The sequence below is a fragment of the Dyadobacter fanqingshengii genome, from assembly GCF_023822005.2.
In the GTDB taxonomy this organism is placed as follows: Bacteria; Bacteroidota; Bacteroidia; order Cytophagales; family Spirosomataceae; genus Dyadobacter; species Dyadobacter fanqingshengii.
The window spans coordinates 2444808-2468788 of sequence record NZ_CP098806.1 but is presented as its reverse complement, the minus strand read 5'-3'; the positions used below and the strand labels follow the sequence as shown (position 1 = coordinate 2468788).

The window sequence follows — 23981 nt, the reverse complement described above, 5'->3', positions numbered from 1 at the left end:
AGTTTATTAACTAAAATATAAGTTATACATTTGTTCTGATTAGAAATTTTCAGTTCAAACAGCTTTGCCATGAAAAAATTTGCGGGTTATACCAGCTTCTTAGTGCTGCTATTGTTTTTCGACTTTTTACCAAGATTTTCGATTGCCCAGGAAATGGTTGATACCCATGTTTCCGGTGTGATCCTGGACGAAAAACAACAGCCGCTTCCATTTGCGGCGATCATTTTGAAAGCTTTACATGATTCCACAGTTATCAAAACGGCACTGAGTGAAATTGACGGAAAGTTTACACTCCTTAATGTTCCAACGGGCGTTTTTATGCTTGAAATAACAATGCTAGGCTACGAAACATACAGAAAGGAAATCGAATCTGTTGCCGTTGCCAGAGCTAATGAGCTGGGGGATATCCAACTGAAACCCGCGACTAAAAATCTGTCAGCTGTTATTATTACAGGACAAAAGCCATTTATCGAGCAGCGAGCCGACAAAATTGTAATTAACCTGAACGATCAGCTTGCCGGTGGTTCTTCTCTGATGGAAGTAATGGACCGGCTGCCGGGCATACAGGTTAACCCCGACAATATGGTCTATTTGAACGGTCGAAACGTACGTATATACATTGACGGTAAACCAACTCCACTCTCCGCCGATGCGCTGGCAGGCTTACTTCGGGGTATGTCGGCCACATCCATTGAGAGGGTAGAGCTGATTGCTCGTCCGTCCTCCAAATACGACGCTTCTGCGAGTGGCGGCATCATCAATATTGTCAGGAAAAGAGGCAGTAGGGAAGGGCTCAGAGGCAATGCCTACGGTGGTGGGGGATTTGGGCGATATGCCAAATACAGCGGCGGATTTAATCTTAATTTTAAAACAGGCAAGTACAATCTGCTACTGAATACGGACTACAATTTCAATAAATATTTTGTCGATAATTACATTTTGGCAACCCCGGCCGGAGAGCCTGGCATAATTTCCGGTGGCACCGAATCACTGATCAAAAGTGTCCGGCAAATGAACAATATTACACCCAGTATTGGCCTGGACCTTTATTTAACAAAGAAAACCACACTGTCATTCGCAGTTACGAATGCACTGCAATTGTTTAAAAAGAATGCTTTTTCTGAGATGATGAACCTTGATGAAAAAAGCTTGGCCAGCAATTTTGATAACCGTGTCAAAACAAAAATGAACAACTTTTCCTCCGGCCTGCATTTGCTCCATCAAATGGATACTCTGGGCAAAGAACTAACCGTCGATCTGGATTATTACCGGAATGTCAACTATTCCGACCAGCATAACACTGAGCGGGTATTTAGTCAGGGTCGTGATGAGCTGAGACGCACTTTCTTCGATCAGAATAATGCATTTGACGTTTATTCGGCCAAAGCCGACTTGACCATTCCGCTCAAACACAAAGCGCAGATGGAATCCGGGTTCAAGTCTAGCTACGTGGAGACATATAACCGAAACGTGCTCTATGACATTAATGGAAGCAAATTGATACCCAATGACTCGCAAAGTGACCTTTACCGCTATTCGGAAAGCATTCATGCATTATATACTACATTTCATCAGGAGCTGAAAAAATTATCCTACCAGCTCGGTTTACGGGTGGAAGGTACCTGGAACAGCGGTCGCCAATTGCAGTCAAGCCAGCGGTTCAGCCAGAATTATATTCAACTATTTCCTACGGTATTTTTTGATTATAAAGTCACTGAAAAGCATAGCTTTATTGTCAGTTTTGACAAAAAGACAAACCGGCCGACCTACGAGAATATGAACCCGCTGCTCCGGATTGTCAATGCAAACAATTTTGTACAAGGAAATCCTAACCTGCGACCTGTTTCATCCTATAACGGTTCGGCTACGCTGGCCTACCGCAACGCACTTTTTGTAACTGCCAACTTCGGGATCGATTTTCGCGACTTTACCTATTTTGCTTTTCAGAACGAGCGCGGAGACAGCACGGTGACCAGACCGGTCAATAATCGCTACACACAAACTGTGAGCCTGATTACAGCTTATAATCGTCAGATCAAGCCTTGGTGGTACACAAGCACGAATATCAATTTGCGAAAGTTATCCTATCAATTGGTGGATGATCATGTAAATATAACGGGCATTACAACCTTCAATTTTGACACTTACAACAGCTTTTCACTTACTAAACAGTTATCCTGGCTGATTCTCTTTCGCTACCGTGGAAAATCACAGGAACGTAACATTAAAACCGACGCTTATTTTACATTAACATCCGGCTTACGGCAATCCTTGTTAAAAAAACGGGCAACCGTCTCGCTGAACGTGACAGACATCTTCAATACTTTTAAAAACAGGTATTTACAACAATCGCTGGCACTCCGGCAGGTTTGGGAAAACAGGTACGAAACGACGACCGTACGATTAAACTTCACCTATAACTTCGGCGGGCAAATCAACAAAATCAAAAAGAGCGACTCCGCTGCGGATGAAAGACGTAGAAGTGATACCAAGGAGAACTGATATCCGATGTTTATGAACAATTGTAATAGTGCATTCAGGAAAGTAAGCTAAACACTACTAAATCAGCATTAGCAGGTTATCATTGGAAAAGTGGAATTACAACATGTAGTAGAGGTCATCTATAAACAAGATGTAAATTTTAGAATTGTTTTGCACTGTTATAACAAAGATATTTTGCACAGTTGGGTTCATTCAAACCGTGGTATAATCGTAAACTTATCAGTTGAAATAAACTCCCTCTTGGTCATTGAGCGAGGGTGAGATTGTGCGGTAAGCTCCTATCGAGCACCTGAAATGCGCCGCACCTAAGAAGCGAATGAACCGATTGGTATCCTTCCATTTTGTTCAAAGGATGTAATGATTACACCGGTAGTCGAGATTGCATGTTTGACAAGTTTGAAGTTAGATGGCACCGTGCCGTCCCCAAAAAGTCTTTTCCCTTTTCCAATAACAAGGGGATAAATCCAGATATTCATTTGATCAATAAGTCCCTGGTGCAGCAAAGATTGAATCAGGTTGGCGCTACCATGTACTTGCAAGTCAATGCCATCGGTTGACTTAAGGCTTTTTATCTGGTCAATTGTATTTTGATTGAGCAACACAGTATTTTCCCACGTTGCGGTAGCCAATGATTTTGTCGCAACATATTTGTTGATCCGGTTAAACAAGTCAGCTGTGGGATCATCTTTTAGCAATGGCCAATGGGCCGCAAAAATTTCATACGTAACACGGCCTAATAAAAGGTCATATGGGTCCTTCATAGCTTCGATCATTGCCTCGTTCATGATGTGATCCCATTGTGTTACCGACCAGCCACCATATTCAAATCCACTATTGGTATCTTCATCTGGGCCGCCCGGAGCCTGCATTACACCGTCTAATGTCATGAAGGTGTTTGTAATAATTTTTCTCATTTGATTCTTTAGATAATTGACGGAGCAATATTACAAAAACAGCTCAAATCAAGTTGCGGGCAAAAAAGACTATTAAGAGGGGGTAATACGACAATATTAGCGCACAGCCTTTTATTAAAAATAACTGCCAGAAGTTGCTTACAGGTGCATGAAAACGGTCGTTTTGAAGAAAATATGGTGTCTCTATATTTTATGAGATAAAACCATATAGATTTCGTCAATGCGCTTTAACCGCAGAAATTACTCGGTGGTTATTGCGTAATTCCGTTGAAGGTGCCAAAGATTCGTTTCCATCACTTGAACAAGGTTTTCAGATTGGATAAATAGAAATGGCACACGTTAAACTGTAATTTGACAGTTTAGCCCAAACATACACATCAATAGGTAAGTAAGAATTTCAGTAATTAATTTCAAAAAAAACTTCGTCGATATGCACTTAGGTGAAAATCCAGTTCAGTAGTATTGTTGGCTCTATCGGCCTGAGCTCAGATCCTAATGTTATTTATGGACAAGTCAATTTCATGGGCTACTCGGCTTCAAAAGCAGCACTGAATATGATCACTGCCGCTTTTGCCAAGGAACTTGGCCCTTTCGGTATAAAGGTATATGCTGTCGAACCTGGGCACATTCGGACTGAGCTCAACGATAATACAGGAACGCTAAGTACGCAGGAAGGCGCAGCAGTGCCCATAAAGTATGCAACTATGAACTTGGAAGCTGCTAACGGAGGCTTTTTCGGGCCTAATGGGGTACTCCCCTGGTAGTCGACCAATTATCCTGTGACTTTCAACGACTGAATCAATTCATCAACTATTTCCAAATGATAGCTTAATACAATAGGGCTTCCTTCAAAATTTCCCGAAGTTTCTGCCATCAAAAGGCTTTCCGTTTCTTTTTCTTCAAAGCCGACAGGCTTTATTGTCGCCTTGTATCGCTCGTTAGAATCCGCTATCCAACGCTCTATTTCTTTTTTTCCGTTGTGCGTTTTTCCTTCATCGAAAACTACGGCTGTTTCAGAAAAACAATTTGCGTATGCAACGCTATCAAAGTTGTTTTGCGTTTCTACTAAATCGGCAACTGCCTTTGGTAAGTTCATTTTTGTGTTTTTTTGAGGTTGTTAAATAGTGGGTACAGTTCCGCCGTCAATGACATATTCTGTCCCTGTGAGGTAACTCGCTCTTGGCGAAACCAAAAAGCCAACAAATTCAGCCACTTCTTCTGGTTGGGCAGGTCTTCCGAACGGTATTCCTCCTAATGCATCCATTACACCTTGTTGCGCTTCTTCTACTGTACTATTTGCATTTCTTGCAAGTTCGCCCAGCCAGGCTTCTGATGCTGTCGTATTAATCCAGCCTGGGGAAACAGTCAGCACGCGAACACCTGAAGACGCAACCCCGTTGGATAAGCTTTTACTGTAGTTTCTCAATGCTGCTTTTGCGGCTGCGTATGGCAAAGTTGAATCGTACAAAGGCAGTATGCCCTGTATGGAAGCGATGTGAATGATAACACCACTTTTTCGATCAATCATTTGTGGTAAAAATCCTCTGTCCAGCCGAACCGGGGCAAGCAAATTAGCTTGCAGCGTTGATTCCCAATCTTCATCACTCAATACAGCAAATCCACCGGCAGGCGTTGATGACGATCCAAGATTGTTTACCAGAATATCCAGCCTTCCATAAGCGGATAGCACCTCGCTTACGACCTTTTGTGATCCGTCTGCCTTACTTAAATCAGCGGAAATGAAATGCAACTTCTCGTTTTGCTCTTCCGGTGCGTTCCTTGCGGTAATAATAACGGTTGCGCCAGCTTGTAAAAGCCTTTCTGCAATTGCTCTTCCGGCTCCTTTTGTACCCCCTGTTACCAAAGCAATCTTGGCTGATAATTCATTGTTGAAATTAAACTGTTCCATTGTATTGTCCTTTGCTTAAAAATGAATGATAGGACAAAATTGGCGTGTAAATGAAGTTTAGACAAGTACGGAATTACGATTCATATAGGGATAAATTGATCCCCTATTGCACTAACTGATACATACGCTTAATTTTGAAATATGTATGAAAGAAAGACAACACCAAACCTGAATTGCGGACTTGACCTGATCGGTGAAGTGCTTTATGGCAAATGGAAAATCCGCTTGCTGTGGTTTATTGACCAGGGTTATCAACGCCCAAGCGAACTGCAACGCAAAATCCCCGACGCTTCCCGCAGGGTTCTGAATATCCAATTGAAAGAATTGGAAGATCATGAACTGGTTACAAGGAAAATTTATCCCGTCGTACCGCCAAAAGTAGAATACAGCCTTACTGATTTTGGAAAAACGTTAATCCCCGTGATTGCCACATTGGGGCAATGGAGCGATGAACACGAAGAGCGGTTGCGGAATGTGATTTTGAGGCATGTTGTAAGTTCTGATATTGACGTACCCAAAAGCTGATCCATTTTCGAGATCTTGTACCCATTTAATTCGCTTTTCAAAAGAAATCGCTGAGCATCTGCTTTTCTTCACTTGAGTATCTTGATTAATTTAAATGATCCAGACATCTTTTTAAGTGATTTGTAAAGGTTCGACTGTGATATTTCAGCTAAAAACATATTTCATTATGATATGCAAGCCGGGACAATAGCAATTAGTCTGGTATTTGGAATGTTGCTTTTAAGGGGTGCATAGTATATTCTTCGGGCAGTATATGGCATGAGCTGCTGGCTTTCAGTCTCTAAGCACTTATTTGTCAAAATCAACATGTACTAAGCTATGAGAAAACTTTTGCTATGTTTTTTTTCAATTATATGTTTTAGTCTTTCCACAGATCTAGTTGCACAGCCCGCAATCGAATGGGATAGGACCCTCGGTGGACTGAGTATTGATGTTTTATATGATATTTTTCCTACTGCCGACGGTGGATATATTCTCGCTGGATCATCCAGCTCAAATGCGGAGTATGAGAAATCCGAAGACATACGTGGAGGACAAGACGCACGATTTGCACCTGATTTTTGGATTGTCAAGATAGGAGCCAACGGAGATATTCAATGGGATAAAACGTATGGAGGGTCAGGCAATGATCGACTTGCTTCTGTCGAGCAAACCACAGACGGCGGCTACATTTTGGGCGGTGTGTCTACTTCGGATGTCTACGGTGAAAAATCAGAAGCGGGCAGGGGGCTCAATGACTATTGGATAATCAAGGTTAACCCTCAGGGAGTTGTTGAATGGGATAGAACACTGGGAGGCAACTCGGAAGAGACGCTCGTTGCAGTCAGGCAGTTAGCGAGTGGAGAATTCATTGCCGTTGGTAACTCTATTTCTGGCCTGAGCGGCGATAAAACTGCGAGCCCTCTTGGCGCGGGCGGATCAGATTTTTGGATAGTTAAGCTATCAGCAAGTGGTGACTTGCTCTGGGATAAAATTGCCGGAACTACTGGATATGACCGGGCAACGTGTATAAATCTTACATCAGACGGAGGTTTTATTGTCGGCGGAACACACTCACAAGATTCAAGAGGCCCCTTTTACATCATGAAACTTAATAGTAGTGGTGTAGAAGAATGGTCAGATCTTATTGGTGTTGATTATGCATTTTCTCTTGTACAGGATATTCAGCAGACACAGGATGGAGGGTATGTAGTGGGTGGCTGGACATATGCATTTGCAAATGAAGACCAGTCTGAGGACGCGGAGTCCGGCCAATATTGGATTATAAAACTCAACCAAAATCATGAAATCGAATGGGATGAAGTCGTTGGTACAACTCCGGACATTGATGGCAGTGAAGGATTGGATGAACTTAGAAAAATAGTTCAAACGCCTGATGGAGGATATTTGCTTGCCGGGTTTACAAACCAAAACGCCCGGGGTGACAAGTCAGAAGATAGTTTTGGTGAACAAGATTATTGGATTGTGAAATTAGATGGGAATGGGCAGTTAAAGTGGGATAAGACGATCGGTAGCGGTTCAAATGACTGGCTTGCAGCCGCATGTGTTGGAGCGGATGGTGGATATTTGCTGGCGGGTATTTCGTTTTCTAATACTGGTGGCAATAAAACAGAGCCACAGCGCGGCGGTTTAGACTACTGGATTGTAAAACTTGCCTCAGAAGTCTCATTTCCGGTCAGGCTTATAAACTTTACCGCAGAAACGGAGTTAGCAGGAATAAACCTTCACTGGCAAACAAGCTCTGAAACCCAAAGCGACCGCTTTGAAGTCGAGCATAGCCAAAATGGGATAACTTGGCAGCAAATCGGAATGCTAGGGGCAAAAGGCGAAAGTGATGCCCTTAAAAGCTATCAGTTTACACACCCCAACCCAACAAGAGGCGATAACTACTACCGGCTGAAAATGATCGACATTGACGGTTCTTTCACATATTCGAAGATTGAAGTTGTTAAGTTTTATATCGGATTTGATATCTCAGTGTACCCAAATCCAGCCGTAGAAACCATTAAATTCCAGACTAGTGACTGGTCGCAAGTTAAAGATTTGAACATCCTCAATGGCCGGGGCAAAGTGCTTTATAGCTCTGGGCAAAGTCCTTCCCAGGAAATCAGCTCCAAGACATTTAAGCCAGGAATATATTTCATCAACTTAACCCTTGCTGATGGTAGCAAGGTGACGCGAAAGATAGCCATAGGACAGTAGAAACGGAGGGGCTGCTCAATTATTTGCACAATAATTAGTAGCATATCCGAAAAGTGCTGGGCGCTTCTGTCAGCAGCATTGTAATCCTATTCTTTAACCAATTCATATGGCCAATCGTCGGTGTCTTGTTTATTGCAGCTCCGTTGGCGTGGTTTTTCATGGATAAGTGGCTGCAAGAATTTGCCTATCACGTCAATATCGGCATGCCCATATTCCTTATGTCAATTGTTGCTACAATCATCATTGCGGGCCAAACCATTAGCTCCTAAGTGTCAAAGCAGCACTGATGGATCCTGTGAAAAGCTTGAAAAGCGAGTGATTCACTTGCTTGACAAAAAATAGCAAGCAAGCGTCAAACGTTGTTTATTTGAATGGGTGTTGCAATGAAAGAAGACTAGTGGATATCTAGTGTAGCATCATTCATAATTTAAAAGGCAAATAAGCTGATCTTAGTAAAGTGACCTACACAGTCCAACAGCAAAGGGATGAAAGTGGTCTGGAAACCTTGCCACAAATTGATGTATTGAACTGGTTGCTTCTTCACATGACATACTTTAAGTCAACACGCCACACACTAGTTTATTGAAGATCGACTTCAACTTAAAATAATGCCCTGCATGGATGTACAAGCGTTTGCCCATAAATGGATGGAGTCATGGAATTCTCACAACCTTCACCAGATTTTAGAACATTATTCAAATGATATTGTAGTTACAACACCAATGATTCGGCTGGCAACCGGGGGGAAAGTTGATTCACTTGAAGGAAAAGAGGCCTTAAGATGTTACAGCAGTTTAGGTGAGCACTTTTTTTATAGTTCCGAACTGCTCACCCGATGCTCACCTAGATATTGCGATTATTTGCAAATTTTGACTAAATCTGAAAAACGAAAAAGCCTGTAAATGTATGATTTACAGGCTTTTGATGCTTTTTGCTATTCTTGTTTGCAGAGAGGAAGAGATTCGAACTCTCGATACAGTTACCCATATACTACCTTTCCAGGGTAGCTCCTTCAACCACTCGGACACCTCTCTGTATAGTGGTAAGGGGTGCAAAGATAAGTTTTATGACCTGAAATGCAAATCGAAATGTATGTTAAATGTGATCTGTTGAAACATTTTTAAACACTCATTTCGCCGCGCAGCGGCTTTGCCAGCATTTCTGCGCAATTTTTTGGGTCGGATTCCTTGCCAAAAATGTACATCATTTTTGAGATCGCAGCTTCGGCGGTGATGTCTGAGCCGCTAACGACGCCTGCTTGTTTGAGGAAGCGGCTGGTTTCGTAATGTCCCTGGGCTACACGTCCGCCGTCACACTGGGAAACATTGAAAATGATAATGTCTTTTGCAATTGCGTTACTGATTGCGTCGAGGAACCATTGAGCCGTGGTGGCGTTGCCAGCGCCGTAAGTTTCCAGAACTATGCCTCTTAATCCATTGATATTCAATATAGAATCGACTACTAATGGGCCTATGCCAGGGAACATTTTGAGGAATGCAACCCGGTTATCCATGTTTTTGTGGACAGTCAAATGCAAACCTGGATCGTGCGGTTTAATGTAGGGCAAATTGTATTCAATACGCACGCCTGCGTTGGCTAAGGCGGGATAATTTTCGGAATGGAATGCGTTGAAATCTGAACTTTCCCGTTTTTTACTCCGGTTTCCGCGCAGGAGTAGGGAATTGAAATAGATACAAACTTCCGAAATCATAGGCTGACCTCGCTCATCCATGGCCGCTGCGAGTTCCAATGCGGTGATCACATTCTCCCGGGCATCTGAACGCGCCACGCCGATCGGCAGTTGGGCGCCTGTAAGAATTACGGGCTTGTTCAGGTTTTCCAGTAAAAAACTCAGCCCAGAGGCAGTGTAGGCCATGGTGTCCGTGCCATGCAAAATCACGAAGCTGTCATAGCTCGCATATTCCTTCTCAATAATGCCGGCGAGCTCTATCCATATTTCCGGGTTCATGTTCGACGAGTCGATGGGTTGGGAAAGGGAGAGGAACGTGATGTCGAAATTCAGCCTGCCGATCTCGGGGACGCGATCGATAATCTGGTCGAAATTGAATGGAACGAGCTGTTTTCCTTTGGCTTCGTAAACCATTCCCAATGTTCCGCCGGTGTAAATGACGAGGACTGAGCCTACGGTCGGTTCCGGAGAAATAGGGTTGATGTGTATTTTGTTATATGACATTTTTGGATTGCGTTAGGGAATGCCGCTATGCTTTTTGGAGCATATTTCTCGCATTGTCGCTCGTTGCCTTCACAATTTCCTGTTTAGAAAGCTGTTTCAAATCGGCCACGCGCTGCGCAACGAGATCAATGTAAGCAACTTCATTTCTTTTGCCCCGGTAAGGGACAGGAGCCAGGTAAGGCGCATCGGTTTCCAGTACCAAATGTTCCAGATCCACGAACGGAATAACCTTATCCAGCCCACCGTTTTTGAAGGTGGCCACGCCGCCGATCCCAAGTTTAAAACCCAGTTCAATGGCCTTATTAGCCTCATCAAGCGTTCCGGTGAAGCAATGGAAAATGCCTTTTAGTTTGGGATCACCAAATTCTTCAATCAATTTAACTGTTTCCCAAAACGCACTCCGGCTATGAATGTCGATCCACAGATCGTGTTTTCTAGCCAGTTTGCACTGATATAGAAATGCCTCTGCCTGCTGTTCCTGGAGTGTTTTATCCCAAAATAAATCCATCCCTATTTCACCTATGGCAATGAAGCTGGCTTTTTCCAGCCATTCTTCCATGATAAGCAGTTCTTTTTCAAAATCCTCCTTTACATAAGTGGGATGCAAGCCAATCATCGGCAGGCATTTACCCGGAAATCGCGCGGCCAGTTCCATCATTCCTGGAATCGTCGAGTGGTCGCAGTTGGGCATCCATATTTGTTCTATTCCCGCATTCCAGGCCCTATCGAGCATTGCTTCGCGATCGTTTGCGTAATCGTCACTGTATATATGTGCGTGGGTTTCAATCATTTATTTTAAATTTAATATTCTCTTCCCTTCCAGATTGTTTTGCTCGGCAAATAATAGTTAACAAGCATAATTAACCCAATGCTGACCATATAAAACCAAAAAAGCAGTGCGGCTTTCCAAAGATCGAATTGTCTGAGCATAAGAACCGCCGTCAGGGAAATGCCGGTGATCAGGATGTAATATTGAATAATGCTGGACAGCGGGTTTATAGGAAGCCAAATGGAGATAAGCAGCAAAATTGGCACAATTAACGATGAAACGAACAGACTTAATCGCGTCAGCCAGTAAGAATCCATTACGCCTTGCATCCACCTTTTTCGCTGCCGTAACAGTTCATGAAAAGTGTTCATAGGTTCCGAGATGCTGATTACTTCACGTTTATAAGCCATTTGAAAATCAAAACCTTGCTTCACAATGCCCATAAAAAGCGTGTAATCTTCAACGATGGAGAAGCCGATCTTTTCGTATCCGCCGATTGCAAAATAGGCTTCCCGCGTAACGGCCATATTATTGCCCATGCCGGTGATTGGAATCTTGAATAAGGAGAAAAATCGGGTTGCAGTCAGCGCAAACAGCCATTCCATGGAGAGCAAATCGGCAAGCAAATGGACATGTTTCATCCGTGTTACACCAATCACAACGCCCGTTTCCCGCCTGAAATGAGCAAGCATTTGTGTGATCCAAATCGGCTGAACAGCAATGTCGGCGTCACAGTAAAAAAAATATTCACCTGTTGCTTCGTGTGCCAGCTGTGCCAGCACATTTGCTTTTCCCTTTAATCCGGCTAACTGCTTTGTGATCTTAATGCATTTGAATTGTGGCTTATCCCAAATAAATCGCGCAACGAGCTCTTCTGTCAAGTCATCAGAATTGTCGTCACCGATAATGATTTCAATGTTTTCTTTTGGAAAATTGAGCTCATTCAGCGATTCCAGACATCTTTCAATATTGTTTTCCTCGTTACGTGCCGCAACGAGCACGCTTACCTTAATGCGATTGCCTGTTTGAAGCATGTAATGGTCTAAATTTTACGGTCATAAAGTGTTGATTTAAAAGCTTCTGCCTCACTTCATCGCCATTGCTTCGAATGTAAATCCTTCATTAATGAAATGTTCTAAAAACCTGGGAAGCACATATTGCATGTTAGGCGCCGCTTTAACGCTGTCGTGGAACAAAACAATTGAGCCAGGCCGCGTATACTGAATTGATTTGCCCAAACAAACCTCCTTTGTGATCTCTTTGGAAAAATCTCCGCTCAAAACGTCCCACATAATGATCCGGCGTTCCTTTCTAACAACCCGCGACTGGCTTCTCTTGATCCGTCCATAAGGGGGCCGGAAAAGATTCGTGGGCAAATCGAGCGCCGTGTCGCATTGTTTTATGTTTTCCAGATATAGATCATCCTCTGTTTTCCAGCCATTCATATGGTTAAACGTGTGATTACCAATCGAATGGTTCTGATCAAGCAATTTCTGGAAGATATCCGGGTGTTTTTGAACATTGTTTCCAATGCAAAAAAAAGTGGCCCGGGCTTTGAATTGAGCCAGTGTTTCAAGAACCGACTCCGTAATGTCAGGAATAGGTCCATCATCAAATGTCAGGAAAATCTTTTTCTCCTGCGTAGGAATGTGCCAGACAAAGCCTGGAAAGAATGCTTTCAGCCAGAAAGGCGAATGGTGTAAAAACATTATTTAGTATTGATGTCGGGCATGAATGTCCAAATATAAAGGGATATAAAATAAGAAGCTGCCCGTTTGGAGCAGCTTTCTTATCACAATAATATGTCAGAGCGTTTAAGAGCCCTTCTGGTTTCCTTTATGCATGCGCAAATGCGGGGTTGAACATAGAAACCGCTTTCGCTTCCAGGAACGACACGCCCATCAGATATTCATCAACCGCTCTGGCTGCTTCACGGCCTTCACTGATCGCCCAAACAACCAAAGATTGTCCGCGGCGGCAATCGCCGGCTGCAAATACTTTTTCATTGGAAGTCGACTGGTAACCATTGGTTTTGATGTTACCGCGCTCGTCAAACTCCACTTCCAGATCATTTAACAGGCCTTCTTGTTGCGGGTGCAAAAATCCGGCAGCCAGAAAAGCCAGGTCGCAAGGAATGTTTCTTTCGCTTCCGGCAACCTCTCTCATTTGCAAACGGCCCGTTTCGGGATCTTTTTGCCAATCAAGGTCAACGATTTTCAATTCTTTCAAATTACCATTTTCGTCGCCTACAAATTCCTTTGTATTGATAGACCAATGTCTGTCGCAGCCTTCCTCATGCGAAGTTGAAGTCCGCAACATCATGGGCCAATTTGGCCACGGTGTGCTCGCATCGCGGTCTTTTGGGGGAATTGGCATTAATTCAATTTGGGTAATTGAAGTTGCGCCATGACGTCCGGAAGTTCCTACACAGTCAGATCCTGTGTCACCGCCACCGATAACGACAACATGTTTATCTTTTGCAATGATCTGTCCGTTCGTATAAGGAGCGCCGCGGTGATCCACTTCCGGGTTAATGCCGGCGTTGCGTTTGTTTTGCTGACTAAGAAATTCCATCGCAAAATGAACGCCTTTCAGATGGCGGCCTTCGATTTTCACATCTCTTGGAACCGTTGAACCCATGGTTAGTAACACTGCATCAAACTCGTCAAGCAGTTCATTCGCTTTCACCGTTACGCCTACGTTTACATTCGTGCGAAACTCAATGCCTTCGGCTTCCATCACCGCCAAACGACGGTCGATAATGCTTTTTTCTAATTTAAAATCAGGAATTCCGTAACGAACCAGTCCACCGATTTTGTCAGCCCGTTCCATCAAAACAACTGCATGTCCGGCTTGATTAAGCTGGTAAGCAGCAGCCATTCCCGCAGGTCCTGAACCCACAACGGCAATCTTTCTGCCTGTGCGGAATTTAGGTATTCTTGGTTTGACAAGATTGAGCTCAAAAGCTTTTTCAATGATCGCTTTTTCAATGTATTCAATCGCAACCGGCGGCTTGTTAATGCCTAGCACGCAAGAAGCTTCGCATGGAGCAGGGCAAATGCGACCTGTGAACTCAGGGAAGTTATTGGTTGACGATAAGATTTCGTAAGCCAGCGCCCAGTTTTCATCAAACACCGCATCGTTAAACTCAGGGATAATGTTGCCCAGCGGACAGCCATTGTGGCAAAAAGGGATTCCGCAGTCCATACAACGAGCTGCCTGCTGTTTGGAATGAGAGTCGGTAGGGGCAGTTTCAATCTCACGGTAATCCGAAAGACGTTCATCAATGCTTCTCTTCTTTGGCAACTCCCTTTCAAACTCCAAAAATCCGGTTGGTTTTCCCATTCTTATATTGCTTATTAAATCGTTATTCTAATGAAAAATGACTGCTTTAATGTTGGTAACCGCTTATTGATGAACTACATCCACCACGATATCTTTGTAAACCACATTTTTATCCGCAATCTGCTGTGCAAGCGTAATGTTGCGTCCTTCCAATGCCTTCTTGAAATCCGCAGGCAGCACTTTCACAAATTGCTTAACTGACTGTTCCCAGTTCTGGATCAGCTGGAATGCAATGTTGCTGGTCGTGTATTGGAAATGTTTATCCAGATATTCACGCAGGATGCCCTGATCTTCTTCATTCAATGGATCGAGCGAAACCATTTCCATGTTCACTTTTTCTTTAAATGTGCCGTTTTTATCCAAAACATAAGCCACACCGCCAGACATCCCAGCAGCGAAGTTTCTGCCCGTTTCACCAAGAATTACAGCCAAACCACCTGTCATATATTCCAGACCATGGTCACCCACACCTTCTACAACCACTTTTGCACCTGAGTTACGCACGCAGAAACGCTCTCCGGCAGTTCCCCGGATGTAAGCATCACCCGAAGTAGCGCCGTAAAAAGCAACGTTACCAATGATAATGTTCTCTTCCGGCTTGAATTTCGAATCGCGGTCTGGATAAACGATCAGCTCGGCACCGCAAAGGCCTTTTCCGAAATAATCATTGGCATCACCTTCCAGTTCCAGACGAAGTCCGGCTGTGTTGAATGCACCAAAGCTTTGTCCGGCAGTGCCGCGGAATTTGAAATGAATGTTTCCTTTTGGAAGCCCCGGTCCGCCGTATTTCTTAGAAATTTCATTCGAAAGCATTGTGCCCACCGAACGGTTCAGGTTATTTAATGCAAACTCAGCATAAATTTCCTCCTGACTATCCAATGCGGGCTGCGCTGCTTTGATCAGATCCCAGTCAATAATGCTATCAATACCATGATCCTGCTCTTCCTGCTTGAATTGAGCCACTGAAAGATCACCTTCTTTATACAGGATGGCGTCAAAATTCAGGTTTTTGTATTTCCAATGTTTGATATCATTGCGCAGTTCGAGATACTGAGCCTGGCCAACCATTTCATTTACAGTCCGGAAACCAAGTTGCGCCATAATCTCGCGCAACTCTTCGGCCATGAAATGGAACATGTTCACCACGTGCTCTGGCTTGCCCGAGAACAATGCGCGCAATTCCTTATTTTGTGTTGCAACACCAACAGGGCAGGTGTTCAAATGGCATTTACGCATCATAATACAACCCGCAGCCACAAGTGCCGCCGTTGCCACACCCCATTCTTCTGCGCCAAGCATCGCAGCAATCGCAAGGTCACGACCCGTACGAAGCTGACCGTCAGCCTGAACCGTAACACGTCCGCGCAATTTATTTTTAACCAAAGTCTGGTGCGTTTCTGCAAGTCCAAGTTCCCAAGGCAAACCAGCGTGACGAATCGAGCTCAATGGTGAAGCACCCGTTCCGCCGTCGTAACCGGAGATCAGAATGTGGTCCGCATGCGCTTTCGCAACACCCGAAGCAACTGTTCCAACGCCTGCTTCCGAAACCAGTTTCACACTGATCCGAGCCTGACGGTTTGCATTTTTAAGGTCAAAAATCAATTGAGCCAAATCCTCAATCGAGTAAATATCGTGGTGGGGCGGGGGGGAGATCAAGCCTACACCCGGCGTCGAGTGACGCGTGCGGCCGATCCAGTCATCCACTTTAAAGCCTGGAAGCTGTCCACCTTCGCCCGGTTTTGCGCCTTGCGCTGTTTTAATCTGTAACTCGCCCGCATTGCTCAGATAATGGCTCGTAACCCCGAAACGTCCGGAAGCAACCTGCTTAATCTGCGAATTCATGCTGTCGCCATTCGCCAGTGGCGTGTAGCGCAGTTCGTCTTCGCCACCTTCTCCCGAGTTGGATTTTCCACCAATTCGGTTCATGGCAATCGCCAATGTGGTGTGCGCTTCCCAAGAAATAGAACCAAATGACATGGCTCCCGTAGCAAAGCGTTTGAAAATACTCTCCACCGGCTCCACTTCTTCAATTGGAATAGACGTTCCTTTCTTGAAACGCAGCAATCCACGAAGTGTTAACGCCTTATGGCTTTGATCGTCAATCAGTTTTGAGTATTTCTTGAATGTTTCGTAACTGTTTGTTTTGGTAGATTGCTGTAACAAATGCACAGAAGCCGGGTTGAAAATGTGCGCTTCTCCGCGTTGTTTCCACTGATAAAATCCACCCACTTCCAGCTTTGGTTTGGAATCCGGCGTTTCGTGGTAAGCCACTTTGTGACGCACCAGAATTTCACGCGCAATCTCAGAAATGCCCATTCCGCTAATCCTGGAAATGGTTCCTGTGAAATATTTGTCAACCACATCTTTATTCAAACCAACGCATTCGAAGATTTGTGCGCCCTGGTAAGACTGCAATGTCGAAATTCCCATTTTAGAGAAAATCTTCAAAAGCTCCTTGTTAATGGCCTTAATGTAGTTGTAATGCAGTTTTTCATCCGTAAACTCGCCTTCAATCATTTTCTGGCGGTTCATGAAAGCAAGCGTTTCAAATGCCATATAAGGGCAAATTCCGGCTGCGCCATAACCGATCAATGCGGCAACATGGTGCGTTTCCCAAACGTCTCCCGCTTCAACCAACAACCCAACTTTTCCTCGCAACCCTTCGCGGATTAAATGGTGGTGAATGGTTGCAGTGGCTAATAACGAAGGAATTGGCGCGTGATCCGAGTCGATCGCACGGTCGGAAAGGATCAGGATTTCGAATCCGTCATCGATCGCATCCGTTGCATAACGGCAAATGCGCTCCAATGCTCTTTCCAGCGCTTTTCCACCTTCGTCCGCACGGAAATAAGTGTTGATCGTTTTCGCCTGGAAGCCGTCTTTGTCTACAAAACGCAATTTATCAAACTCCTGCACCGACAAAAGCGGGTGCGGAAGCGCAATCTGACGACAATGTTTCGGCGTTTCAGTTAATATATTTTCAGTTCCTCCCACAAAAGAGATCAGCGACATAATCGAGCGTTCGCGGATCGAGTCAATGGGTGGGTTGGTAACCTGTGCAAAAAGCTGTTTGAAATAATTGGACAAATGCTGGCTTTGCTCCGAAAGCACCGCCAAAGGCACATCCGTTCCCATGGAGCCGATTGCTTCCTGACCTGTTTGCCCCATAGGAGCCAGAATCATGCGCAAATCTTCTGACGTATAACCAAATGCAACCTGACGTTTCAGCAATGCATTGTCGTCGTAAGCACGGTAAGTTCTGATCGGGTGATCCAGTTGGTCTACGTGCAACTTGTTCTCATCCAGCCATTTCTGATAAGGTTGACTTGAACAAACTGCCGCCTTAACCTCTTCATCCGGAATGATACGGCCTTGCTCCATATCCACCACAAACATGCGACCTGGCTGCAAGCGGCCTTTTGTAACTACTCTCGATTGATCCACATCCAAAACCCCAGCCTCAGACGCCATAATGATGGTGTCATCGTCCAAAACCCAGTAACGAGAGGGGCGAAGGCCATTTCGGTCAAGCGTAGCGCCCACCATTTTACCATCCGTGAATGAAATAGAAGCCGGACCATCCCAGGGCTCCATCATCGCCGCATGATATTCGTAGAATGCTTTGCGTTCCGGATCCATCTGCTCGTTTCCGTCCCAGGCTTCGGGAATCAGCATCATCATTACGTGTGGCAATGAGCGGCCCGAAAGGTGAAGCAATTCGATGGCATTGTCCAGGTTTGCGGAGTCAGATTGATTTCTGTCGCAAATCGGAACGATCATGTCCATTTCTTCTTTGCTGAAAAACTCAGAAGCAAATGATTTTTCACCGGCACGAATCCAGTTTACATTACCTTTTACGGTGTTGATCTCGCCATTGTGCGCAATGTAGCGGAACGGCTGAGCCAATTCCCAGGACGGGAATGTGTTGGTAGAAAACCGAGAGTGTACAACCGCTAGGGCCGAAACCACCGATTCGTTTTCCAGATCCGGGAAATAGTATTTAAGTTGGGCAGTCGTAAGCTGTCCTTTGTATGAGATTGTGCGGCAGGAAAGGGACGAGTAATAGAATGTTCTGCCAACGCCCTTCACAGTATCTTTAATCATCCGTGCAGAAACCTGGCGCAGGATGTATAATTTTCTTTCGAAGCCAAGATCGTCCGTAACTTCATCAGGACGTTTGATAAACAATTGCTCAACATGCGGTTCAACAGACAATGAGCCTTCACCTAACGTGTTGTTCAATGTCGGCACTTTTCTGTAACCTAATATATGTAGTCCAAGCTTTTTCGCTTTGCGGCTAAGAATGTCACGGCATTCCTCACGCATGGTTTCGTTGCCCGGGAAGAAAATCATTCCGACGCCATACTCACCTGCGGGAGGCAGCTGAAAGCCTAATTTGGAACATTCTTCAACAAAAAACTCGTGTGGAATCTGAATCAAAATGCCTGCACCATCACCCGTGTTTGGATCAAAACCAGTGGCACCCCTGTGTTCCATGCGTTCAAGCATGTGAATGGCGTCAGCCACGATCTGGTGTGACTTGCGGCCCTTGATGTTAGCCCGGAAACCTATACCACATGCATCATGCTCAAATTCCGGACGGTACAGTCCCTGATTTTCTACCATTGGTTCAGACATTTGCGACATTAATCGAAGATTCTAGAGTTGACAAATTCGTAAATAGAATTTGTTTAAATAAGCAATTTAAAATTTGCGCTAAACCGCTCTCGCGTTATGAATAGGGTAAAGCCACGCAAGATAACCATAAAAGATATTTGGCCGAATACGGAAATGGCAAAATTTTCTATCTGTATAGATTTTTGATTTTTTTGTCACAATTAATATGGAAATATTGATAAAAGATCAGCGCTTGTTATGATTAGTTGATAAATTCGCAATCGAAATGTGACATTTATCCATCTTCCCGAAATGCAAATAGCGTCTTGTTAAATTAATAAAATCAGCTGAAACACCAAAAAAAACGTCGGACTTTATAAAAGCCAGACGTCAATATTTAAGAAATTTGAGCTGAAAAATGGCCTGTTACGGCTCTTTGGACTCGCTCACATTGTCATAGTCTTCTTCATCATAACCATCATCACCCGCACCAAATTCATTTTCGAGACTGTGCATGAAAACGGCGTCTATCGCTTCTTCCTTTGATGGTAACACTTGCATGTCAGGAATTTTCAGATCTTCCAGCAAATCCATAAAATCATCATCCCGGGTCACGATTACCAGCAGGCCAAGGTCATTGGCACATAACCAGTTGATTTTTTTCAAAACCGTTGTTCCAACCGCGTCCACAGACTTCACCGGTTGCATATTTACGATCAGGTTATGATATCCTTCACGGAAAATCCCGCGAGCTGTTTCTTCAAATGCTGCCGGAATGTCACCTGCAAATGCAGGCTCTTCCAGCTCAATATATACGAATTGTTCTTTCTTTTCCAGTTTATAGTTCATCTCAATGTTTGTTTCGTCAAAACAATATTTTTAATAAAATATCAACAGAACGGTGATTACAAGGTTCTCAGGATTGCGTTTTCGATTCGTTTTAGCGGGTTGTCCAGGTTGTTCTTCTGGAATTTATTTCCCGTTACTTTTTCAAATAACTCTATATAGCGATCGGAGATAAGTTGAACGCGTTCGTCGTCCATAACCGGCACAGTTTGTCCTTCTTTGCCTTGGAAACCGTTCTGTATCAGCCACTCCCTTACAAATTCCTTGCTAAGCTGTTTCTGGGGCAATCCTGCCCGTTGATTTTCAGCATAAACGTCTGCGTAGAAATAACGTGAGGAATCAGGCGTATGAATTTCATCAATGAGATACATAACCCCATCCAGCTGACCGAATTCATATTTTGTATCTACCAATATAAGGCCTTGATCGGCAGCCATTTCGGTGCCTTTTGCGAAAAGCGCCAGCGTATATCTTTCCAAATGCTCGTAATCATCTTCGCTTACAAGCCCTTGGGCAAGGATTTCTTCCCGCGAAATATCCTCATCGTGTCCCTCGTGCGCCTTCGTCGTTGGCGTAATGATCGGTTCGGGAAGTTTGTCGTTTTCCTTTAATCCATCGGGCAAAGAAACGCCGCAAACAGAGCGCTTTCCAAGTGAATATTCGCGCCAGGCGTGTCCTGCCAGATATCCCCTCACCACCATTTCCACCGGATAAGCCTGACATTTCAAGCCAATGCTCACATTGGGATCTGGCACTTCTTCGAGCCAGTTGGGGACAATCCCCGACGTTGCATTCAGGAAATGTGCAGCAATCTGATTCAAAACCTGTCCTTTATATGGAATCGCCCGGGGCAAAATCACGTCGAAAGCAGAGATGCGATCGCTGGCAACCATCACAAGTTTTTTTTCAAAGGAGTAAACGTCGCGTACTTTGCCTTTGTAAAAGCCTGTCTGGCCAGGAAATTGAAAATTGGTTTCTGGGATGCTATTCATCTTTTTATAGGAAAAATTACCATTCTATTTCGTCTCGTTTTGCTGTTTTCTGCTTGTATTGCTTCCGCCTGAGCTGGTAAATATATTGGGATTCGTTTGATTTCATGGCATCCAATATGGCACGCGCCTGCTCTTCTGACATATTCATTTCCCTCAAACTTTTGAGCAATTCCTCTTTTTGAACGTCTTCGGCCACTTCCCGCGTCTCCGGTTTTGGCTCTGGCGGCGTCAGGCTACTGGTTTCGGCAACTGCCTCCCGTTCCGATTTTTTCTTTTTATTATTGAGATCAGATGGCTCGTCAATCCCCGAAAACGCTTTTTTCAAAACAATATAGTTACTCCTCGCCAACCCGTTGGCTGGTTCAAGACGCAGCGCTGTTTTGAGATAGTCAAGTGCATTCGCGGTGTCTTTTTCGCTTACCTTGATTAACGCGATCTGGGTGTTTGCGATGGATGCAATGGTGTTATTATCAATGTGATCCAGTAACTCGTAATGTTTCAGCGCCAACTTATAGTTGCCCATCTGATAATAGGAGTGGGCGAGATTTAGCCGCGCAGCCGGGTCCGAAAATATCGAGCCGTAAGTGATCTGGTAATACAGGTCGGCTGATTGTTTGAACTGTTTATTATTATACGCCTGTTCCGCACCCAGTTTCCGCTCGTTTGCTTTGGTAATGGAATCGAAAGTCCGATTATCCCAGAGCCAGAGCAAGACATAAAGAATTATTGCGGTCATATGCGGTCACATTGAGACGCAAAAATAAGCATTGATCCTTATAGTCGGAACGTTCCGATAGTAATTAAAACATCGAGCAGGATTAAGACCAGGGCAGCGCCCAGGAAATAGTAGTATTTGTTACTTACCACCGTGATGGTCCGCGAATCCACCAATGTGCCCTCCGCCTGGTTCACGTCATTAGTGAGTTTCGGCATCTCATTTTTAGCATTATTAAGCTCATAATAAGTGCCCCTGGCAGCCGTGGCCATTGTCTTCAGGAAATTTTCGTCCAGCTTGCTGATCACCAGCTTGTCATTTTTATCCATCAAAGGCTTTCCGTTCTGCTGAATGCTGATGCCCACCTTCGTGCCGACCGCAACTGTGTAAACACCAATTCCAAATCTGCGTAAATTGTTATAAAGTGCGCCGCTGCAGGAAGCGTTATTCTCGCCATCCGTAAACAGGATCATCATTTTGGAGCGTCCGTCCGGGTCGGCAGCGTTCATTAATTTGCTGTAAGCCAATTCCGTAGCATCACAAATGTTGGTCCCGCCTGTTGCGAGTAAATCCGTTTGTAAGGATTGAATAAACAATTCCAAAGCTGCGCCATCATAAGTTAGCGGAACGTGAATAAATGCTTCATTAGAAAAAATAATGATCCCGATCCGGTTTGCCCTTTCATTTTGCACAAACCGGTTCATTTCAAACTTCACTTTTTCGAGCCGGGAAGGCGTTACATCAGCCGCATCCATGGACCTGGAAAGGTCAACAATCATAAAAATATCTTTCCCTTTCGACTGCACCTGCCGGTCGGCTTCGCCAAATGAAGGTCCGAGCAGACTGATGATCAATAAGGAAAAAGAAATGGTGCGTAAAAAGAGTTTGAGGATAAGTGTTCTTGCGGTTGTTTGTAGTTGCCGGGCGATGCGGACTGTACGTATTATGTAGGCTGTGTAGATTAAAATGAAAAAAAATATAAATAAATATTCAGTGGTCTCAAAGGGGTAATTCCAGTTCATAATGAACGCTTTGGGGTAATTTAAACTTTGCCAAAAATAGGCATTTGTAGCTTCTGATAAAGTTTTTTTAAGGAAATGTTTGTTTTTCTGAGAGGCAACCTTCTATATTTGCAACCCAGAACGGAAAGAAGGAGGGATGGGTGAGTGGCTGAAACCAGTAGTTTGCTAAACTGCCGTACTCGCAAGGGTACCGCGGGTTCGAATCCCGCTTCCTCTACACCGATCTAAAAAGAGTAAAAGAGGAGCTGACAATTGACGAAATCGAGACATCAGCTTAGCAAGTAAAATACCTCGGGGAGTGGCGCAGCCCGGTAGCGCATCTGGTTTGGGACCAGAGGGTCGCAGGTTCGAATCCTGTCTCCCCGACACAAGGTTTAGGCAGTTAGGCCGTAGCAGATTAAACTGCGAATCGCTGACTGCCTATTTTTTTGATTACGGTCCGGTAGCTCAGCTGGATAGAGCAGCTGCCTTCTAAGCAGCAGGTCATGTGTTCGAATCACATCCGGATCACTTGAAAATTAAAGGGTTAGCTAATTTGGCTAACCCTTTTTTATTTGCAGTACAATGAAGGTGACGTTATTAAGGTTGATTATTGCTCATAGCGTAATGCAATGTTAGGCATTGACTTTGCAACTCGGTGTAATTCATTGAAGGTGATTTTGTTCATTGAGCCTTTCATTCCAAAATTAACAATGTCGGATTCCGACTTATCAAACCCTATCAAGAACTGCTTGCCTGTGAATCGAATTTCATTTCTACGGATTGACGCAAATATCCTTAGTTCTATTGATCCTTTCGCAGCTTTACGTTCGGTGCTAATAAGCCCTAAATCTTTATCTGTTTTATCCAAGGCATATCCTTGATCTATAAGGTGCTGAGCCAAAGTTTTGTAAAGGTCTTCGCGCTGAGTTGTATCGACAGTGACTATTATTACCTTGGAGTTTTTCGGAGCCTCTTGCGCGCTCAATGTGGTTACGATTGCCAAGATTAGGAAAGCTAGAATTTTTAGCATGGAAAATGTCATTAAATGAACTGTGAAGCTGAATTACTGAATTCTGCAGGCAATTTCATAATTAAAATAAATTCTACTGTCCGAGGAATTCTAGAATAATGCAATAAAAGTTTGAGTTATCCAAACTTTTATTGCATCTTTGAACCAATGAAACATTTTACCTCAATGGAGGAGGCATTTAAATGGTGGATCACAGAAATATATCCGGCATTGCCACCTAATCGAAAGACTGGACATTTGAAAAATGCCTGGAGAGACTACACTTATAACTTAGGCATTTCCGAAAAGAGGATGAAACAAATTCTTTCCGAGTTTGGGACAGTGGACGTTAAGACGATTGTCACATTTATTCCGGAGTGATATTTTTTTGCTTAAAAAAGTTTGAGTTTCCCAAACTATCAATAATAAATAAAAACC

General features: G+C 44.1%; 20 protein-coding genes and 4 tRNA genes. 9 read left to right on the top strand and 15 right to left on the bottom strand.

Annotated features, from left to right (window positions below):
• The first annotated feature begins 69 nt into the window (after positions 1-69).
• On the top strand, positions 70-2502 hold the full coding sequence (locus NFI81_RS10265; protein ID WP_234612539.1) for a TonB-dependent receptor: 2433 nt from the start codon (positions 70-72) through the stop codon (positions 2500-2502).
• 305 nt (positions 2503-2807) lie between these two features.
• Here the strand turns inward: NFI81_RS10265 and NFI81_RS10260 are convergent, their stop codons facing one another.
• Positions 2808-3416 (bottom strand): dihydrofolate reductase family protein, encoded by a 609-nt coding sequence (locus NFI81_RS10260; RefSeq protein WP_234612540.1) that lies wholly within the window; start codon positions 3414-3416, stop codon positions 2808-2810.
• Positions 3417-3856: 440 nt separating this feature from the next.
• Here NFI81_RS10260 and NFI81_RS26390 point away from each other — a divergent pair, with 440 nt between their 5' ends.
• Positions 3857-4180, top strand: a complete 324-nt coding sequence (locus NFI81_RS26390; protein WP_256549267.1) for an SDR family NAD(P)-dependent oxidoreductase — start codon at positions 3857-3859, stop codon at positions 4178-4180.
• Between the two features lie 8 nt (positions 4181-4188).
• Here the strand turns inward: NFI81_RS26390 and NFI81_RS10250 are convergent, their stop codons facing one another.
• On the bottom strand, positions 4189-4512 hold the full coding sequence (locus NFI81_RS10250) for a nuclear transport factor 2 family protein (RefSeq protein WP_234612542.1): 324 nt from the start codon (positions 4510-4512) through the stop codon (positions 4189-4191).
• A 21-nt stretch (positions 4513-4533) separates the two neighbouring features.
• Positions 4534-5325: an SDR family oxidoreductase gene (locus tag NFI81_RS10245; RefSeq protein ID WP_234612544.1), complete on the bottom strand. Its 792-nt coding sequence runs from the start codon at positions 5323-5325 to the stop codon at positions 4534-4536.
• 141 nt (positions 5326-5466) lie between these two features.
• On the opposite strand from NFI81_RS10245, the gene NFI81_RS10240 reads away from it, so the two are divergent.
• The 3 genes from NFI81_RS10240 to NFI81_RS10230 all read left to right on the top strand — a co-directional run bounded on the left by NFI81_RS10240 (position 5467) and on the right by NFI81_RS10230 (position 8954).
• On the top strand, positions 5467-5850 hold the full coding sequence (locus NFI81_RS10240) for a winged helix-turn-helix transcriptional regulator (RefSeq protein WP_234612546.1): 384 nt from the start codon (positions 5467-5469) through the stop codon (positions 5848-5850).
• A 318-nt stretch (positions 5851-6168) separates the two neighbouring features.
• Positions 6169-8052 carry a T9SS type A sorting domain-containing protein gene (locus tag NFI81_RS10235; protein WP_234612547.1) on the top strand — a complete coding sequence of 628 codons (1884 nt, stop codon included), beginning with the start codon at positions 6169-6171 and terminating at the stop codon, positions 8050-8052.
• Between the two features lie 617 nt (positions 8053-8669).
• A complete protein-coding gene (locus NFI81_RS10230; RefSeq protein WP_234612548.1) occupies positions 8670-8954 on the top strand; it encodes a Cif family virulence factor in 285 nt (94 codons plus the stop codon).
• A 45-nt stretch (positions 8955-8999) separates the two neighbouring features.
• On the opposite strand, the gene NFI81_RS10225 is transcribed toward NFI81_RS10230, so the two are convergent.
• The 11 genes from NFI81_RS10225 to NFI81_RS10175 all read right to left on the bottom strand — a co-directional run bounded on the left by NFI81_RS10225 (position 9000) and on the right by NFI81_RS10175 (position 22552).
• Positions 9000-9086, bottom strand: a tRNA-Ser gene (locus NFI81_RS10225).
• Positions 9087-9172: 86 nt separating this feature from the next.
• A complete protein-coding gene (locus NFI81_RS10220; protein WP_234612549.1) occupies positions 9173-10246 on the bottom strand; it encodes an asparaginase in 1074 nt (357 codons plus the stop codon).
• A 25-nt stretch (positions 10247-10271) separates the two neighbouring features.
• Positions 10272-11036: a TatD family hydrolase gene (locus NFI81_RS10215; protein WP_234612550.1), complete on the bottom strand. Its 765-nt coding sequence runs from the start codon at positions 11034-11036 to the stop codon at positions 10272-10274.
• Between the two features lie 11 nt (positions 11037-11047).
• Entirely contained in the window at positions 11048-12049 is a 1002-nt protein-coding gene (locus NFI81_RS10210) for a glycosyltransferase (protein ID WP_234612551.1), read from the bottom strand.
• Positions 12050-12100: 51 nt separating this feature from the next.
• Entirely contained in the window at positions 12101-12724 is a 624-nt protein-coding gene (locus NFI81_RS10205; RefSeq protein ID WP_234612552.1) for a polysaccharide deacetylase family protein, read from the bottom strand.
• Between the two features lie 127 nt (positions 12725-12851).
• Entirely contained in the window at positions 12852-14360 is a 1509-nt protein-coding gene (locus NFI81_RS10200) for a glutamate synthase subunit beta (RefSeq protein WP_234612553.1), read from the bottom strand.
• A 63-nt stretch (positions 14361-14423) separates the two neighbouring features.
• Positions 14424-19007: a glutamate synthase large subunit gene (gene gltB, locus NFI81_RS10195; RefSeq protein ID WP_374759453.1), complete on the bottom strand. Its 4584-nt coding sequence runs from the start codon at positions 19005-19007 to the stop codon at positions 14424-14426.
• A 396-nt stretch (positions 19008-19403) separates the two neighbouring features.
• The gene (locus NFI81_RS10190; protein ID WP_234612555.1) at positions 19404-19826 is read right to left on the bottom strand and encodes an STAS domain-containing protein; all 423 of its coding nucleotides are present in this window, start codon (positions 19824-19826) and stop codon (positions 19404-19406) included.
• Positions 19827-19882: 56 nt separating this feature from the next.
• Entirely contained in the window at positions 19883-20815 is a 933-nt protein-coding gene (locus tag NFI81_RS10185) for a phosphoribosylaminoimidazolesuccinocarboxamide synthase (protein ID WP_234612557.1), read from the bottom strand.
• 16 nt (positions 20816-20831) lie between these two features.
• Complete coding sequence (locus tag NFI81_RS10180; RefSeq protein ID WP_234612558.1) at positions 20832-21551, bottom strand: tetratricopeptide repeat protein; 720 nt, start codon at positions 21549-21551, stop codon at positions 20832-20834.
• A gap of 38 nt (positions 21552-21589) precedes the next feature.
• Entirely contained in the window at positions 21590-22552 is a 963-nt protein-coding gene (locus tag NFI81_RS10175; protein WP_234612559.1) for a vWA domain-containing protein, read from the bottom strand.
• Positions 22553-22682: 130 nt separating this feature from the next.
• On the opposite strand from NFI81_RS10175, the gene NFI81_RS10170 reads away from it, so the two are divergent.
• The 3 genes from NFI81_RS10170 (at position 22683) to NFI81_RS10160 (ending at position 23062) form a co-directional block, all read left to right on the top strand.
• A tRNA-Ser gene (locus NFI81_RS10170) sits at positions 22683-22769 on the top strand.
• A gap of 75 nt (positions 22770-22844) precedes the next feature.
• A tRNA-Pro gene (locus NFI81_RS10165) sits at positions 22845-22918 on the top strand.
• Positions 22919-22988: 70 nt separating this feature from the next.
• Positions 22989-23062: transfer RNA gene (locus tag NFI81_RS10160), tRNA-Arg, on the top strand.
• Positions 23063-23141: 79 nt separating this feature from the next.
• On the opposite strand, the gene NFI81_RS10155 is transcribed toward NFI81_RS10160, so the two are convergent.
• Entirely contained in the window at positions 23142-23564 is a 423-nt protein-coding gene (locus NFI81_RS10155; RefSeq protein WP_234612560.1) for a hypothetical protein, read from the bottom strand.
• A gap of 165 nt (positions 23565-23729) precedes the next feature.
• Between NFI81_RS10155 and NFI81_RS10150 the strand changes: the two genes are divergently transcribed.
• On the top strand, positions 23730-23924 hold the full coding sequence (locus tag NFI81_RS10150; RefSeq protein WP_234612561.1) for a hypothetical protein: 195 nt from the start codon (positions 23730-23732) through the stop codon (positions 23922-23924).
• The last annotated feature ends 57 nt before the right edge of the window (positions 23925-23981 follow it).